The following is a 16,404-nucleotide window of genomic DNA, read 5'->3' on the forward strand; positions in this document are numbered from 1 at the left end:
CCGATACAGGACACTGGACACATCAGACAAAAAATAAGACGATCCAGCCGTCTGGTGACCACTTTCCCCTATAAGAATAAAGTTGAATTATGTCTAACCAAGTCTCCACGCCCTTGCGGCGCGTCAGCATCCTGGCTATCGACCGGGTTTTCGCTTCCACCCTCATGCAAGCCAAGGATTTCTTTCATCTGGCCAGCCTGCGCTACGGCAAACAACTGGGCCAGGGCCTGACACCGGCGTTCGAAACCCGGCTGGTCAGCCCCGACGGCAAACCGGTAAACAGCTTCAGCGATGTGATCATGCCGGTGGACGGCGGCCTGGAAAATGCCGACGTCATCATCCTCCCGGCCTTCTGGGACGATTTCGATACCCTTTGCCAACGTTATCCACAGGTCCTGCCCTGGTTGCGTCAGCAACACGCTCGCGGCGCCGTGCTTTGCGGCGAGGCCACCGGGGTGTTCTGGCTTGCCGAGGCCGGCCTGCTCAACGGCAAGGAAGCGACCACCTACTGGCGCTTCTTCAATGCCTTCGCCGAGCGCTTCCCACAGGTTCATCTCAATCAGGACAAGCACCTGACTGACGCCGACAACCTGTATTGCGCAGGCGGTACCACTTCGGCGTGCGATCTCTACATCTACCTGATCGAACGTTTCTGCGGCGCCAACGTCTCCCAGGCCGTGGCCCGGGACATTCTCTACGAAGTGCAGCGCAGCTACTCACCGGGACGCATCGGCTTCGGCGGGCAGAAATTGCACCAGGACGTGATCATCCTGCAGATCCAACACTGGCTCGAAGAACACTTCGCCGACAAATTCCGCTTCGAAGACGTCGCCCGCGAACACGGCATGAGCATCCGCAATTTCATGCGGCGCTTCCAGACCGCCACCGGCGACAAGCCCCTGCATTACCTGCAACGCCTGCGCATTGAAACCGCCAAGGGATTGCTGTCGGGCAGCCGCAAGAGCATCAAGACCATCAGCTATGAAGTCGGCTACGACGATGCGAGCTTCTTTGCGCGGCTGTTCCGCCAGCACACCGAGTTGTCGCCGAACCAGTATCGGCAGCAATTCCAGCAAGCTGCATAGGTCCTAGAACCCAACACAAATAAACTGTGGGAGCGGGCTTGCTCGCGAATGCGGACTGACATTCAACATTGATGTCGACTGACACTCCGCTTTCGCGAGCAAGCCCGCTCCCACAGGGTTTGTGGTGTTTCAGAAGTTTTGAGCTCAAAAAAAGGGCCTGCATGTGCAGGCCCTTTTTTTATTTTCCGAATAATCCTACGGCTTGTGCGCCCGGGACAGGAATTCGTGCGACTGCATTTCCAGCAGACGGCTAAGCGTGCGCTGGAACTCGAAGTTCAGGCGACCGCCGGTGTAAAGGTCCTTGAGTTCGACTTCAGCCGAGATGATCAGCTTGACGTTACGGTCATAGAACTCGTCGACCATGTTGATAAAGCGTCGGGCGATGTCGTCGGTGGTGACGCTCATTTGCTCGACACCGCTGAGCAACACGGCATGGAAGATCTTGCCCAGCTCGATGTAATCGTTCTGGCTGCGCGGGCCGTCGCACAGTTCGCGGAAGTCGAACCAGGCCACGTCATCACAGGTGCGCACGGCGCGAATTTCGCGGTTCTCGATCATCAGCACGTCATTCTCGACGGCGGCCGTGCATTCCGGTGTCAGGGCGCGGAAGCTTTTGCGCAGGCTTTCCTGAGCGGCTTCGTCCAGCGGGAAGTGGAACAGCTCGGCCTGCTCGAGGTGGCGCAGACGATAATCGACGCCGCTGTCGACGTTGACGATGTCGGTGTTCTGTTTGATCAGCGCGATGGCCGGCAGGAAGCGCGCACGTTGCAGGCCATCCTTGTACAGACCGTCCGGCACGATGTTCGAGGTCGCGACCAGGGTCACACCGTTCTTGAACAGCTCTTCCATCAGCGTGCCGAGGATCATCGCGTCGGTGATATCGGACACGAAGAATTCATCGAAGCAGATCACCCGGGCTTCGTCAGAGAAGCGCTTGGCGATGATGGTCAGCGGGTTCTTCTCACCGCCGAGGGTCTTCATCTCTTCGTGCACGCGCTTCATGAAGCGGTGGAAGTGAGTGCGGACCTTTTCCTTGAACGGCAACGCTTCGAAGAAGGTGTCGACCAGGTAAGTCTTGCCGCGACCCACGCCGCCCCAGAAATACAGGCCCTTGACCGGCGCCTGATCTTTCTTGCCAAACAGTTTGCCGAGCAGGCCCGGCTTGTTGTTTGACGCAGCGACCAGATCGTCGTACAGGCGCTGCAAATGGCGCACTGCAGTTTCCTGCGCGGCGTCATGGAAGAATTCCGGGCGTTTCAGATCAGCTTGATATCGTTCTAGGGGCGTCATAATTCGTTAGCAAGGCAACAAAAACGGGCCGTCACTGTAGCGACGGCCCGTGGGAATGGCAATCGGCCCTTGGTCGGGTCGAGCCGTTGATTTATTCCTGAACCGGCGTCAGCGCAACCCGCAGGGCGTCGATGGCAACGTCGCGAGCGGCGTTGTCAGCAAAGGTCGGGCTGTCGGCCACGCACTCGCCTTCCAGCCAGACGCTGAAGCTCTGCTCCTCACTGCGTACATCCAACCGCTGGCCGGATTGCAACTGCTTGGTTACCTGGCCTGCTGTTTTGCCGTCGGCGAAGTTGCGCGACAGCAGCAGTTGCTCGCCATCGGCCGCCAGCAGACGGAAACGGAAGCTGCTGTCTTCCTCGCGGAAGCTGACAAAACGCGCGGCTTTCACGGCTTTCTTTTTGGTGGTGGCAGCGACTTGGGTCTGAGCGACGAAAGAGCGCAGGCCGACCGCTTCACGCAGTTCGTGGAGGAACGGCGTGGCGACCGAACGAGCCTTTTTGGCGCCGGTCTGCAGGATGTCTTCCAGGTCCGCCGGGCGTTCGATCAGCTGGTGATAACGCTCGCGGGACTCGCCGAGCTCGCTGTCCAGCAGTTGGAACAGACGATTTTTCGCCTCGCCCCAACCCAGGCCCTGCAAAAGCTCGCTGCGGAACTCGTCGGATTGTGCAGGCGTGGCAAAGGCCTGGAACAAGGTGAACAGGTGCGAATTGTCCGGATCCTTGGCTTCGCCCGGCGCGCGGGAGTCGGTGACGATCCGCGAAATCGCGTCCTTCATCTCTTTGGCGCTGCTGAACAACGGAATGGTGTTGTCGTAGCTCTTCGACATCTTGCGACCGTCGAGGCCTGGCAGCGTGGCGACGCTTTCTTCGATCAGCGCCTCTGGCATGGTGAAGAACTCTTTGCCCTGGCCAAACAGGTGGTTGAAGCGCTGGCCAATGTCACGAGCCATTTCCACGTGCTGGATCTGGTCGCGACCGACCGGCACCTTGTGCGCGTTGAACATCAGGATGTCTGCGGCCATCAGCACCGGGTAGCTGTACAAGCCCATGGTGATGCCGGCATCCGGGTCTTCGCCGGTTTCAACGTTCTTGTCCACGGAAGCCTTGTAGGCATGGGCGCGGTTGAGCAGGCCCTTGGCGGCAACGCAGGTCAGCAGCCAGGTCAACTCGGGGATTTCCGGGATGTCGGACTGGCGATAGAACGTCACGCGGTCCACATCCAGGCCACCGGCCAGCCAGGTCGCGGCGATTTCCAGACGCGAGCGCTGGATGCGCAGCGGGTCATCGCATTTGATCAGGGCGTGGTAGTCGGCCAGGAAGTAGAACGAATCGGCATTGCTGTCACGGCTGGCCAGGATCGCCGGGCGGATGGCGCCGGCGTAGTTGCCCAGGTGCGGCGTGCCGGTGGTGGTGATGCCGGTGAGAATACGGGTACGAGTCGTCATGGGTAATCGCTTGTCAGACTGCAATCAATTCGAAAGACGCGGCAGGATCAGATCCTTGAGATCGGTCAGCTTGCCATGAAAAAAGTGTCCGCATTCTGCCACTTTCAGCAGCTCATGGGGACGTTCGAGCTTGTCGGACCATTCGTAAACGAGTTGTGGATCGATCACTTCGTCGGTTTCCGGCTGGATCAGGGTCAGCTCACCCTGCTGCGGCAGCTGATCCTGATCGCCCAAGCGCATGACGGCCGGCGCGACCATGAACAAATGCTTGAGCTGTTCGCCATTGGCTTCCAGGCGTCCGCCGAGACTTGCTGCAACAAAACCGCCGAAGGAGAAACCAAACAGGGTCAGCGGCAACTCGGGGTGTTTGGCCCGTAGCCATTCGGCAACAGCTTGGGCGTCGTCGACTTCGCCGGTGCCCATGTCGTGGGCGCCTTCGCTGGCGCCGACGCCACGGTAGTTGAAACGCAAAGTAATCAAACCGGCGTCGCGCGCGGTGCGCTGCAGGGTCGAGACGACTTTGTTGAGCATGGTGCCGCCCTGTACCGGGTTCGGATGGCAGATCAGCGCGATGCCGCGCGGCTGCTCGATATCCAGGTAAAGAGCTTCCAGTTGGCCGACCGGGCCATCAATCACTACAGGGGTTTCGCGCATAAGCAAGGAAGGAACTCCGTGACCTCAAATCGGGTCGACTCGTCTAGCAAATTGTCTGTGCCAATCTATTGCGAGTGAATCGCGGTATACAGCGCAGGTTCGAGCCGTTAACGTAAAGCAAAGCCGTTTATAGAGGAAGGACTCGTGGAACACTCGCTCTTAGTTTGGTTGTTGCCGACTCTTGCCCTGGTTGTGGGTGTCGCCATTGGTTTCCTGATCGCTCGTTTGGTGCCGAATGCCGCGCCGAGCAGCACACAACGTCAGCTGGATGACATTCAGGAACGTTTCGACAGTTATCAGAACGAGGTGGTCACCCACTTCAACAGCACTGCAAATCTGGTCAAGAAGCTGACTGCGAGCTATCAGGAAGTGCAGGATCACCTCGCCGAGGGTGCCAACCGCCTGGCCCTGGACGAGCAGACTCGTCAACGCTTGCTGGCCGCCCTGCACGCCGACGCGGCGCAGGCTCCACGGGAACGCCTGACGCCACCGCGCAATCAGGAGCCGCCTCGCGACTACGCCCCCAAAGCCCCGAACGCGCCGGGCATGCTCGATGAGCATTACGGCCTGAAGAAGTAATCAGGTTTCGCGCGACATGAAAAAGCCCCCGGATAAGTGATTGTCCGGGGGCTTTTTTGTCTCTGATTGTTGAGTTGTCTGCTCTGACCCCATCGCGCGCAGGCTCGCTCCCACAGGGTTCTGTGTCGGTCACAAGAAAGTGGCAAAACACAAATCTCCTGTGGGAGCGAGCCTGCTCGCGATGGGGCCAGAACGGGCGACACAAAAAACCCGCCCGATCGGCTGAGGATCGAGCGGGCTTTTTTACGCCTGGGGTTCAGTCAGGCCTTGGCTGTCACTACTGGGTCGGTTGCGAATACTGCTGCCCCGGAATCGCCTTCAGGTTGACTTCAACGCGGCGGTTCTGCGCCCGGCCATTCGCGTCGCCGTTGCTGGCAATCGGGTTATCCGGCCCGGCACCACGAGCCGACAAGTTGGCGCCGCTGACACCTTGCGAGGTCAGGTAAGTCGCCACGCTCTGCGCACGACGTTGCGACAGGTCCATGTTGTGCTGGCGACTGCCGGTGCTGTCGGTGTAGCCGACGATTTCGATCTGGTTCTGGCTGAACTCCTTGAGCGAGCCGGCCAGATTGTTCAGCGGCTGATAGAAGCTGGAGGCGATATTCGCCGAATCGGTAGCGAACGTGATGTTGCCCGGCATGATCAACTTGATCTGGTCACCCTGACGCTGCACCTCGACGCCGGTGTTGGCCATGCTGGCACGCAGCTTCTTCTCTTGCTGGTCAGCGTAGTAGCCGTAACCGGCAGCGGAAGCACCCACGACAGCGGCGCCAATCAGCGCGCCTTTGCCACGGTTGTTGTGGTCGATGGCGGCACCGGCCAGCGCACCGGCCAGCGCGCCGAGGCCACCGTACTTCGCGGTTTTGCTCATGCCCGTGGAGCCACCGTCAGCCTGGCCCTGATTGTCATAAGGGTTAGGCGAGGCGCAGCCAGACAGCAAGGCCACAGCCGTAGCGACAATAATCAAACGCTGCTTGGTGAACATGAAGAGCTCCTACTTTTTGCATTCTGGGGTGCAACGGACAAAGGCAATGGACCTTTGCGGGTGTTGGATCATTTTGGCCGACGAAAATTCCGTCGGTTACCTTCAAGCCCGCACAAACGGGTTCTCGCGCATTTCATCGCCCAGCCGCGTATCGGGACCATGCCCGGTCACCACCGTCGCCTCTTCGTCGAGCGTATAGAGCCGCTGCTTGATCGATCGCACGATGGTCGCTTGATCGCCACCCCACAAATCCGTGCGGCCTACCCCGCGACGAAACAGCGTGTCACCGGCAATCAGCAGCTTGGCCTCGGAAAACCAAAAGCTCATGGAACCCGGTGTATGACCCGGCGTGTGCAACGCCACGCCGCAACCGCAAGCCAGTTCTTCATCATCGGCCAACCAGCGATCCGGCGACGGCACCGGCGTGTAAGGCACACCGAACATCTGGCATTGCATCTCCAGATTGTCCCAAAGGAACTGATCTTCTTTATGCAGGTGCAGGGTCGCGCCGGTTTTCTCCTTGAGCTGACCGGAGGCCAGGAAGTGATCCAGGTGCGCATGGGTGTGGATGATGCTCACCACCTTCAGGCCCAGCGCGTCGAGGCGCGCCAGGATCAACTCGTGATTACCGCCCGGGTCGACAACGATTGCTTTTTTGGTGATCGGGTCGCCGATGATCGTGCAGTTGCACTGCAAAGGGCCTACAGGGAAGGTTTCGCGTATAAGCTTATATTTTGCGGCTTCCATAGGTGTTCCTATATAATTATTGGCACAATTTTGTCACACCGAGAATAAAAATGGCGACACTTCGAAAGCGTGGCCCGGCTCAGTGGCAGGTTCAGGTCAGACGAAAAGGATGGCCCCTGCAAACCAAGACATTCAATACCCAGGCCGAAGCAAAGACATGGGCGACCATGATCGAGCGCGAGATGGACGCGGGCGCGTTCGTCAGCCGAAATGAGGCCGAATCCACCTCATTCTCTACGGCTCTGGAGACGTATGCTAGCGAAGTGACTAGCAAGAAGAGGAGCAGTGCCTCGGAACTCTCTCGGATTCAGGCCATGCAACGACATCCGCTAGCCCTGAGATCGCTGGCCAGCATTCGTGGTGCCGATCTGGCCAGCTACCGTGATAGTCGGCTCGCTGAGGGCTTAGCTCCGGCAACGGTGCGCCGAGAGCTAGCTTTGATCTCTCACGTCTTTACCATTGCCCGCAAAGAATGGCGCATGGAGTCGCTAAGCAATCCCGTCGAACTGATACGCCAACCTAGCGTCGACGACGCGCGCGATCGCCGTATCCTAAGCGCTGATGTCTGGACGCTCGAAGCTGGAAAGCTCGTAAAAGAACACGTCGACGAGTTAGAGATGATTCGACGCTACTCTCGATCAACTGAGCTGCCCAAGATTGTAACTTTCGCGGTGGAGACAGCCATGCGCCGGGGGGAGATCTGTAGCCTTCTGCGAACCAATGTAAATTTGGATAAGCGAGTCGCTCTGCTCCCGATGACCAAAAACGGATCTGCACGAGGAGTGCCGTTGTCTAGCAAAGCAGTAGGGGTACTTAAAAGCTTGCCCGAGCGAGATGGGGAGGATACCTACTTCAAGAGCAGACCTGACACCATCACCAAGGCATTCGCTGATGCTATTGAAAACGCACGCCGAGCGCATCTCAACGGGCTAAAGCTGCAACTCAAGCAAAGGAAAATGTCGCAGGAAAAGATCGACAAATTAATCGAAGAGGACCACTTCCTCATGGGTCTGCGCTTCCACGATCTGCGGCATGAAGCGACCTCACGCCTGGCTGATGTCTTCCCATTACACGAATTGACCAAGATCACGGGACACCAAGATACCCGCATGCTGATGCGCTACTACCATCCGCGAGTCGAGGACCTAGCCAAAAAACTGAGCTAAAAAATGCTAGTGGTACGCAAACAGGGGCGTAGACCTTGTTAGCTTTTTTGGGCAATGAACGCTTTCCGATGCAGCCCCGTAGGGCTGTTCAGCATTAACGGGATCGTTTAGTCATAGCTAGCTAGTAAGTCGTCATATGCTTCGATCATGCAGTGAGCCTCTTGCCACTTGTTGTGCATTGAAAGCAGCGCCTCTAGAACGTGAGCTCCTGTCCTCATGGCTTTCCCAATCCCCCAAAGCAGGTAATCCAGGGTTACCACAGTGTTACCAACCTCAAAGGCGTAGGTGTTATTGATTGGTCCATGATTCGGAAATTTCTGATTAGCACGGTCGACAGCTTCAGCTAGTCGGGGACTTTTATGCATCAGCGAAAAATGCTGATGAGCTTTATTCTGTTTAGAAAGATCCTCTAATGCATGCTTCATGACAGCAAGTTCGCTCCTTAGAGCGTCCATCTCAGCGTCCGCAGGTTTTTCTACCGGCGTTGCTGGGCCAAGTGCGCGAAGTAAAAGATCAAACATTGGTTTGTAAGAATCGGGATCAGTGAAGTCAGCGTAAAATTTTCCTTTCAGAAAACCTGGCAGTGCCACTTTTTGCACCAACAAAGGGAGAACAACCACTCTGCGTTCTTCGATCTCTCGGTTTGACGCAATCTCCAGCTCCCTCTGCACCCAAACACTTTCAATGGAATGCTCGCTGAGAACCGCTGCCACAAAATCCACTTCATCAAGACCTTCACGAATTTTCCCTATGAGGGAGTCACCGATGTTTATTTCGGCTTCATCGATCCAAACAGAATGACCTGCCTGGCGAAGATCGCTCGCGAGACGCCGTGTAAAAGGTTTGTCCGCATGGTTATGACTTAGGAACACCTTGCTCATCGTCTAACTTCCATCAAATGACTATCCTAACTATGTCGCTCAGCCGTGCAGGATCGTCCGCGCAGAGCTTCTTTGTAGTTTCAAAGCTCTCGATGCCCAGGATCTCGCTGATGCGACGCAAGCCGATGCCAAGGCGCTTGATTGTGCGAACGCGAAATGCGTGTCCTTCTACTTTGTTGGCCCCGTTTTTTAGGCCGGGTTTGGGTATCTCTGGTGCGCAATTCCTACACCTTTGGCTTCTGATGCGAATTCGCGCTTTTGTCTAAAGTGCCGTACCAAAAGGAGAAACGTTGCCTGAGCCGGTTCGCTGTCATGAGCGACAACAACCACAGTTCCTTCGCGAAAGCGAGCGTGTTAGCGCAATCTGTGGTCGTGGCCCTTGTATTACCATGTACTTCAAACCTTCGGATTACGCTATTGACCACCCCGAAGCCAATAGCAATACCAACAAAGTCACACAATACCTGGGCGAACTGCACATAGCCTCGCGGAGCCTTGTGATACACATGTTCGAAGGGCTGAGTGTAAATCTCCCAACCAATGGAGATAAGCATCAAGACCAGCGCGGTAATGATCAGCACGCGCCTGGGTTGAAACGGCCAGAGGGTTTGTTTCCTGAGCAAACACCCTGAGAGCCAGGCCACACAGTAGTAGTAAAGCAATTCGATAAAGGTCTTGGCCGCATGGGGGCCGATCAAGCCCTTGATCTCTCTTGGGGCATAGCGGTAAAGCACCACCATGCCCATACCAAGGACGCCCATCAATAGGCTAACAAACAGCGTGGACCTGGTCGCGAACGAGTTACCGCAAAACCAAATCGCCAAAACACAGCCCATGAAGCCGAAGAGGTGTGCGACCTCACGCGAACCAAACGACCACTCATCTCCCGAGAGAATGATGGGCGCAAAGACGACGTAGCTCGAAAGCCAAGACGCAGAAATGATCAGTGCAGCACCCAGTCCAAACAGAGTCAGCTTAAGTTGAAACTCACGCATCAGTGACGCCCCGAACCGCTGATAGACCCGATTCCAACATAGATTGACACAGACCAGTCGCTGCTTGGAATACGCCCCTTTGGCACTTACAACATGGTTTGACATGAGGCACCTGCCACCACACATGGGGATCGGCTAGGATGGCGGGATCATTTCAAGTGTTGCATGGACGGAAGCTATGTGTCGAAAGGCTGTAGGGATAGAACACGGAGATTGTCATGGGGGGGCGTACTTACTAGCCTTATTGCCTCTGCCATCAACCTGCATCTCGACGCAAACGCTCCATCGAGTCCATAGGCCCTATGTTTCTCGTGGGGTTTCAGCATCATGACCGGCTTGTTGACCAAGCTGAAGTCGTGGCGCGCCGGTGACAGAGTGAAGGTGCGTGTTGACTCTCAGGGGAATAAGCCGATGGAAATCGGATCAGAGGCGCCGATTCGTACGAAATCCGAAGACCGGCTTAGAAGAGCTGACTTCGCGGACCGCATAGCCGGAGTGCTCTCCGAGCTCAGTCTTCGCGAAGGCCGTGTGTTCGCAATACGCGGCGGTTGGGGCTTTGGCAAATCTTCTCTGAAGTATCTAGTGATCGAGCGGCTTGAAGCTAAGAGCGATGGCGCGGATTGGCTTGATTTCAATCCCTGGCAGTGGGGCGATGGCAACGCTATCACTCGCGCACTCTTCGGCCAGATAGCTGACCGACTGGGTGGCGACCACTCCAGGGAAGCAATCGCCCGCGCCGAAGCCTTGCGGCGCTACGGCGCGATTCTCACGGGGGCAAGCACACCGCTCAAAAAAGCTGGCGGGGCCAGTCAGAAAATCTCCTCAGTATTGACGAATGCTTCGGTAATTTCCGTTGCGTCAGCCATCGGTTTCAATCTGCCTAAAGCTGCGATTATCGCTGCCGTTCTCGCCGGGTTATCTGTTTTGACGTCCCTACTTGGGCGCTGGTTGTCGCATCTTGGACGTGACCGCAGCGGCGAGCCGCTCGACAAAGTCCGCGAAGCCCTGGAGGATCGTCTTCGTAAACTCGACCGACCACTAATTGTCTTCGTCGACGACATTGATAGGCTCGAACCTGACCAAATTCGGGTACTGCTGCGGCAGGTGAAGGCTAATGCCAACCTACCCAATATCGTCTTCGTGCTGCTGTTCCAGCCCAGCATCGTAGAGCGAGCTCTTGATCCGGTCGCGGACGGCGACGGTCGCGCGTTCCTCGAAAAAATCGTGCAGGCCAACTTCGACCTACCCGCCGTTCCGGTACACATGGTGCACCGGATCTTTACGGAGCAGCTGTCCCAATTGGCGGGGCGCTACGCTACCGAACAAAACGGATTCACGGAGATTCGATGGGGTAATGGCTTGATAGGCTGCATCCAACCTCGATTACGGAACATGAGAGATGCGCGTCGGCTGCTTTCGTCTATCGCTGTGCATATGCCGCTGCATGCGTCCGGCGACTTGTTTGAAGTGAATATCGTAGACTTCCTAGTCTTGGAAACGTTGCGTGTTTTCGAGCCAGACTTGCACGAAGCCCTGTTCCGCGAGAGGCGGTTGGTTTTGCAAGAAAACCGCTTCCGGGGCGACGGCCGCATGGAGGCGGTGAAGGCGGCCACCGAGCGGCTGCTTGAGGTCGTTCCAGAGGAGCGTCGCGCCCTCGCCCGGGACACTATTAAAGAGTTGTTCCCTCCTATCGAATGGGTACTGGGCGGCACACACTATGGGGACGGCTTTCCTCTCCAATGGTTGGCAGCAAAGCAAGTGTGCTCACCCCGCTACTTTCCACGATATTTCGAACTACAGACGGCGCTTGGTGAAATGTCTGAACGCCGCTTCGTCGAATTCCTCGATGCAACGTCGGCAGATGCCGAACTAGCGGCTTCGATCGATGAAGTCGAAGCTGATGGCTTGCTGCCTTCGCTCGTTGCAAGGTTTGACGAGTCCGTCGATCGCCTTCCGGTAGAGAATGCCGAGGTACTGCTCCCTGGAATGTTCAGCATTGCGCAGAAACTCGTACGCCTGGGCGGCGATCCCTTCAACTCGCCTTGGGTTTCCGCATGGCGAGCTACGTCTTGGTTCTTGAAGCGAATTCCAGATGAAAAACGGGGTGGCCTAGCAATAGAAGCACTCCGCATGACCAAAGCACTATCCGTTGCTGGAATGCTAATTCATCTGAGCGATCCTGCCGACCATCAAGAGAACAAGGCAGACAACTTCAAGCCAACACTTGATCTTGATACCGTCGAGGCAATGAAGGTCGTATGGTTGCATTTGATTAGAATTCGCGCGGCGGACGCGAACGCTTTGATTGCCGAGCCCGATCTCGTATTCCTGCTTTACCGATGGAAGCAGTACGCCGGGTCCATTGAGGAGCCTCGCAACTGGATGTTGGACGCTATCAGAACCGACGAGGGCTTTGCCAACATGGCCACAGGCATGATGAGTACTGGCCAAAGCCATTCGGTGGGTGATCGAGTCTCCAAAGTGCACAACATGTTTAGCAGAGATGCGTTTGAAGATTTCATCGGTGTGGAAGTGGCCAAGGCGAGATGCGACGCCATCGATCCCGCAGACTTCCCGGAGCACGAGTTGTCCCTGAGAACTCTTCACAACCATCTTGGTGCTTGGCTCGAAAAGAAGGGGGACATTCTTTATTTATAACGATCGATTACGCGATCGACTGCAAGACCTACCCATGATATCACTAAGCTACAATTGAAACGGCACCGTGGAGCTCACCACGGTGTCGTCTGATTAACGGCCCGAAATATGGATATTTCAATGCCTGTGCCTGGTACCTCACTGTCGCTCCTTCCCTCGCCTTCGTCCCGTCGCCGTGCGCTAGCCATGCGTGCAAGCACCATGGCGCGCGTCGCCCAATGGAACCAAGACTATCCATGAACTACTTCATCGAAACGGCGGCCAATATTCTTGGCAACAACAAGCTGCGCACGCCCCAAATCGAAGCCTACATCAAAGCGCAGGAGCACTTTTCCAGCTCCAACGAAGACGCCTTGATCGTGCTACCAACAGGTACAGGAAAAAGTGGGTTGATCTCAATCGTTCCGTTCGGGCTCGCGCAGGGGCGGGTACTGATCATCACTCCGGGTCTGGTAACGAAACAGAGCATTCGGAAAACACAGGAGCTACTGGAAGACAATTTCTGGATCAATTTCGACGTAATCTTCAGCGCAGAGGACTTGCCGATCACGTGTGAATACAATTCTCAGACGCTGCTGACGAGCCTTGAGCAGAGTCATTTCGTCTACTCGAACATTCAGCAGGTATACAACGATCGGGGTGCGTCGCTGACGAAGCGTGTGCCCTCTGACTTCTTCGATCTCATCATCATCGATGAAGGCCATCATGCGCCGGCTGGGACTTGGCAGAAAACACTAAATCACTTCTCTAAAGCGAAAAAGATTTTTGTCACGGGCACACCATTCCGAGGTGACAAACAAGAGGTGCCAGGAAAGCTGATCCACGAAACGCCTCTTTCAGAAGTGATGCGCGATCGGTATGTGAAATGGCTCAGGAAAGAGACAGTCAATGCCCATGAGCTCTATTTCACGCTTGCCGAGCAACCAGGCGTCCGCTTCTCCAAAGATGAAGTTCTTGAGCTGAAAGACCGTGAGTGGCTGGAGCGAAGCGTAGCGCTGTCTCCAGAATGCTCAATGGACGTTATTGAGCGAAGCATCGCCAACCTCACCGAGCTACGGAAGTCGTCGCCGAACGTACCCCACAAAATACTCGCTGTTGGCTGCAGCATCACTCATGCCGAAGACCTCCGCACCTGGTACCAGTCCAAGAACCTGACTGCGGCGATCGTGCACAGTGACATGGAGCAGTCAGAAATTGATGCGGCGTTCCGGGTGGTCGACAACCACCAATGCGACGTAGTCATTTCCGTGAATATGCTCATGGAAGGTTATGACCACCGCTATCTTACGGTGCTCGCGCTGTTCCGTCCCTACCGCAGTATCAACGCTTTTGCCCAGATCGTTGGCCGCGTCCTTCGTGCGATTCCGGCTGAGGAGATAACGGCCTTTGAGATCGACAACAACGCCGTGGTGATTTACCACGAGGAAACTGGCCTAGACTCGATGTGGAGTGCATTTCAGAAAGAGGTGGACCGGGCCAAGCATCAACGAACGCGGGAATACACGATTACTGACGAGGAGTACACCAGGAAGGAGCACTCCCTCGCCGGTGTCTCTTCGTCCAATGCGTTTGTGAGTGACCGGGATTCGTACCTAGACGACCTCGACTTCAACAAAATCTTCTCTGATAAACGGGCCGAAATCGACTCCATCGCGACTCAGAAGGTGCAAGCACTGGTTGGGCTCGAAGAGTACGATGAAGAAACTCTGGCGCAGTTCAAGAACCTTTTTATCAATGCCGAAACAAAGAAAGCCGCACAAACGATCGACCCAAACCTCGTAGCTAAGCGGCCAGAGATCGCGCGCAGACAACTTCGCGAGATCCTGACGAAGAAGGCCCAGGATGAAGTCGCCACCCTTCTGAGTGACCTGAATATTGATGAAAAGGCGTCTACCCTCTATCCGAAATTCAGGAATCATTTGACTGTGGCTAAGCCCACTATGCCGAACGACGGTATACTGGTGAGCTTTATTAACGCCAAGCTAGTGAAAAAATTCGGCAAGGTCGCTGAACGCGACAATAGCTCATTGTCCAAGTCGATCGAGCACGTGGAGGTAATTATGGCTGAACTGAGGGGTATGTTGAAATGAGTCTCGAATCCATAAAATCACTTGTCGACGAGCTCATGACCCTCCACGTGACCCGTGGCGTTCAACCCAGTGATTTGGTCGATAACCTGTTCGAAGACGCCTACGTCGAGTCAGCAGCACGGAAGACTTCGACAGGTATGATCTTCGAAATCACCTTCCTGGAGTCGGATGAGGACGTATCTTCCAACAAGGTCACGATGCGCTACACCTATGATCGCAACCGTCATCTCGTCCTTGTAGAACAGAAGATCTCGGCCAAAAAATTCAGCATTCAATGGGATCGTGCACAGGCAGTCCTGGAGCGGCTTGGACAACTCGAGGCGCTGCTCGCCGAGAAACTGCCACAGGATAAGGTCGCAATGATCCTGTCGACCATGCCTCAGGAGTATGTGGCGCTCGCCCCTCGGCTACAGTTGGTAGCCTGATCCCAACCAGGCTATTCATTGCGGCTAATGATCGACAGGCCCCAGCCGTAACTTCGCCGCAGTGAATTTGCACGATGCATTTGTAGGATTCGTATAGCGGGAATCACTGCATGTTTCCTGATTGCTGAAAACAGCCCGTAGAAGCCCATGAATGCCCAGCACCAACCCGATCCGCTGCGGCAGGTCCAGATCAAGCCTTGATCCGCAACCAGCGTCGCGACGAAACGCGAAAGGCGAGATACTTAGCCAGGTGAAGCTCGCCAGGCACTGATGATTCGAAGTGCCACCTTCAGACCGATCGAGCATTGTTCAGTGGTGAGGTGCTCGCTACTAATCATCTCTTGCACCCTTACTTTCGAACAGCCTACCGCTGTCCTTCAGCTGAATTGGCGAGCTATGCACGGTGCATAGCTCATTTCGGCGGTGAGATCGAGGTGTACATGGGGCCGGAGTAATTGATCGGTGCGCCGCTGATCTCCTCAACCAACTGATTCTTGCTGTTCATCCAGTTCCTAAAGACTGCAATTCGCTCATTGAGCAGAGGGTGGTTTTCTGCAGATGCAGCGATCAGAAAAGCGACGGCCTGACCTACCTCTACGCAAACTAGCAACTCTCGGTTGACCTGCCAGCTGTCGCGGCCATAGACGCCTGTAAGCGAGAAACCATATTGATCCTCATCAACCGGACCGGAGGCTTCTAAGTGATAGATCACGGACCTTGGGTTGGGGTGGGCACCGAAGTCGATTGCCGCGTCGTAGTGAGCCTCGACGTACTCAGCCATTTCGGCACTGGTCTTCTTCATCTCTTTCACGGCGTTGGCAACGGTGAAGGCGTTCCTGCATTTTTTCAGCGTATCTTTCGTGTCATGACGACGGAGCCAGATGTCAGCGTTTGCTTCATCGCGAGCGATCAGAAACGCGTAGCACGCTGACTCCAGGGCGGATCGAGCAATAGGGAAAACTGAGACAACATGACCTGATAGCGCTTGCCTTATTGCACTTAGCAACAGGGTGTAAGCATTCATGGCCAGCAACGCAACGAAAGGATTTGTGTCGTATTCCTTGTCGAAGATCTCCCGGTGGAAAATCTGATCCATTTCGTCGACTAGGCACATGAGATGAGGTGGATCGGCCGCATGATCCTGAGCGTTTTCGATTGTAGCGGTCAGATAGTCCCGAAGGGAGCCAGCACTCATTTTCATCGCATTACGTCCTTGGACGGAAGATCACAAAAGTGTGATTTACCGTACATGAAAACTCGTCATGCGAGGTTAGATTTATCGGCCAGGGCGATTGGTGCAAAATTGCGCTCCACTTGCCCACCAAACTGCATCGGTACTGATCACTCGTTTGCATTGCACTTGACCAGGCGGCTGCATTCGATCTGACCGTCGATTTGCATC

Annotated in this window: 14 protein-coding genes; 6 read left to right on the forward strand and 8 right to left on the reverse strand. The window is 55.7% G+C overall.

What is annotated here, in order from left to right:
- The first annotated feature begins 188 nt into the window (after positions 1-188).
- A complete protein-coding gene (locus ACA075_RS25105; protein WP_403107253.1) occupies positions 189-1,085 on the forward strand; it encodes a GlxA family transcriptional regulator in 897 nt (298 codons plus the stop codon).
- A 195-nt stretch (positions 1,086-1,280) separates the two neighbouring features.
- Here the strand turns inward: ACA075_RS25105 and zapE are convergent, their stop codons facing one another.
- The 3 genes from zapE to ACA075_RS25120 form a co-directional block, all read right to left on the reverse strand.
- Positions 1,281-2,375, reverse strand: coding sequence for a cell division protein ZapE (gene zapE / locus ACA075_RS25110; RefSeq protein ID WP_497296013.1), 1,095 nt, complete (start codon positions 2,373-2,375; stop codon positions 1,281-1,283).
- A 91-nt stretch (positions 2,376-2,466) separates the two neighbouring features.
- A complete protein-coding gene (locus ACA075_RS25115) occupies positions 2,467-3,822 on the reverse strand; it encodes a tryptophan--tRNA ligase (RefSeq protein WP_497296015.1) in 1,356 nt (451 codons plus the stop codon).
- 24 nt (positions 3,823-3,846) lie between these two features.
- Positions 3,847-4,476 (reverse strand): alpha/beta hydrolase, encoded by a 630-nt coding sequence (locus ACA075_RS25120; protein WP_497296016.1) that lies wholly within the window; start codon positions 4,474-4,476, stop codon positions 3,847-3,849.
- Positions 4,477-4,620: 144 nt separating this feature from the next.
- On the opposite strand from ACA075_RS25120, the gene ACA075_RS25125 reads away from it, so the two are divergent.
- On the forward strand, positions 4,621-5,055 hold the full coding sequence (locus ACA075_RS25125) for a Z-ring associated ZapG family protein (RefSeq protein ID WP_109634733.1): 435 nt from the start codon (positions 4,621-4,623) through the stop codon (positions 5,053-5,055).
- A 277-nt stretch (positions 5,056-5,332) separates the two neighbouring features.
- On the opposite strand, the gene ACA075_RS25130 is transcribed toward ACA075_RS25125, so the two are convergent.
- Positions 5,333-6,040: a YiaD family glycine zipper/OmpA-like lipoprotein gene (locus ACA075_RS25130; protein ID WP_497296018.1), complete on the reverse strand. Its 708-nt coding sequence runs from the start codon at positions 6,038-6,040 to the stop codon at positions 5,333-5,335.
- 102 nt (positions 6,041-6,142) lie between these two features.
- On the reverse strand, positions 6,143-6,787 hold the full coding sequence (locus ACA075_RS25135; RefSeq protein ID WP_497296020.1) for an MBL fold metallo-hydrolase: 645 nt from the start codon (positions 6,785-6,787) through the stop codon (positions 6,143-6,145).
- Between the two features lie 50 nt (positions 6,788-6,837).
- Here ACA075_RS25135 and ACA075_RS25140 point away from each other — a divergent pair, with 50 nt between their 5' ends.
- Positions 6,838-7,953, forward strand: coding sequence for a tyrosine-type recombinase/integrase (locus ACA075_RS25140; RefSeq protein WP_497296021.1), 1,116 nt, complete (start codon positions 6,838-6,840; stop codon positions 7,951-7,953).
- Between the two features lie 107 nt (positions 7,954-8,060).
- Here ACA075_RS25140 and ACA075_RS25145 read toward each other — a convergent pair whose 3' ends face one another.
- Together ACA075_RS25145 and ACA075_RS25150 are read right to left on the reverse strand one after the other, a co-directional pair.
- Positions 8,061-8,834 carry a toll/interleukin-1 receptor domain-containing protein gene (locus tag ACA075_RS25145; RefSeq protein WP_497296022.1) on the reverse strand — a complete coding sequence of 258 codons (774 nt, stop codon included), beginning with the start codon at positions 8,832-8,834 and terminating at the stop codon, positions 8,061-8,063.
- 224 nt (positions 8,835-9,058) lie between these two features.
- Positions 9,059-9,829 (reverse strand): hypothetical protein, encoded by a 771-nt coding sequence (locus tag ACA075_RS25150; protein WP_497296024.1) that lies wholly within the window; start codon positions 9,827-9,829, stop codon positions 9,059-9,061.
- Positions 9,830-10,156: 327 nt separating this feature from the next.
- On the opposite strand from ACA075_RS25150, the gene ACA075_RS25155 reads away from it, so the two are divergent.
- The 3 genes from ACA075_RS25155 (at position 10,157) to ACA075_RS25165 (ending at position 15,002) form a co-directional block, all read left to right on the forward strand.
- Positions 10,157-12,487 (forward strand): KAP family P-loop NTPase fold protein, encoded by a 2,331-nt coding sequence (locus tag ACA075_RS25155; RefSeq protein ID WP_497296026.1) that lies wholly within the window; start codon positions 10,157-10,159, stop codon positions 12,485-12,487.
- Positions 12,488-12,723: 236 nt separating this feature from the next.
- Positions 12,724-14,577, forward strand: a complete 1,854-nt coding sequence (locus tag ACA075_RS25160) for a DEAD/DEAH box helicase (protein WP_497296027.1) — start codon at positions 12,724-12,726, stop codon at positions 14,575-14,577.
- Positions 14,574-15,002: a hypothetical protein gene (locus ACA075_RS25165; protein ID WP_497296028.1), complete on the forward strand. Its 429-nt coding sequence runs from the start codon at positions 14,574-14,576 to the stop codon at positions 15,000-15,002. The genes ACA075_RS25160 and ACA075_RS25165 overlap by 4 nt, the downstream gene beginning before the upstream one ends.
- Before the next feature lie 412 nt (positions 15,003-15,414).
- Here ACA075_RS25165 and ACA075_RS25170 read toward each other — a convergent pair whose 3' ends face one another.
- Complete coding sequence (locus tag ACA075_RS25170; RefSeq protein WP_497296030.1) at positions 15,415-16,203, reverse strand: hypothetical protein; 789 nt, start codon at positions 16,201-16,203, stop codon at positions 15,415-15,417.
- Positions 16,204-16,404 lie beyond the last annotated feature (201 nt).

The sequence above is a fragment of the Pseudomonas sp. LBUM1663 genome, assembly GCF_059695905.1.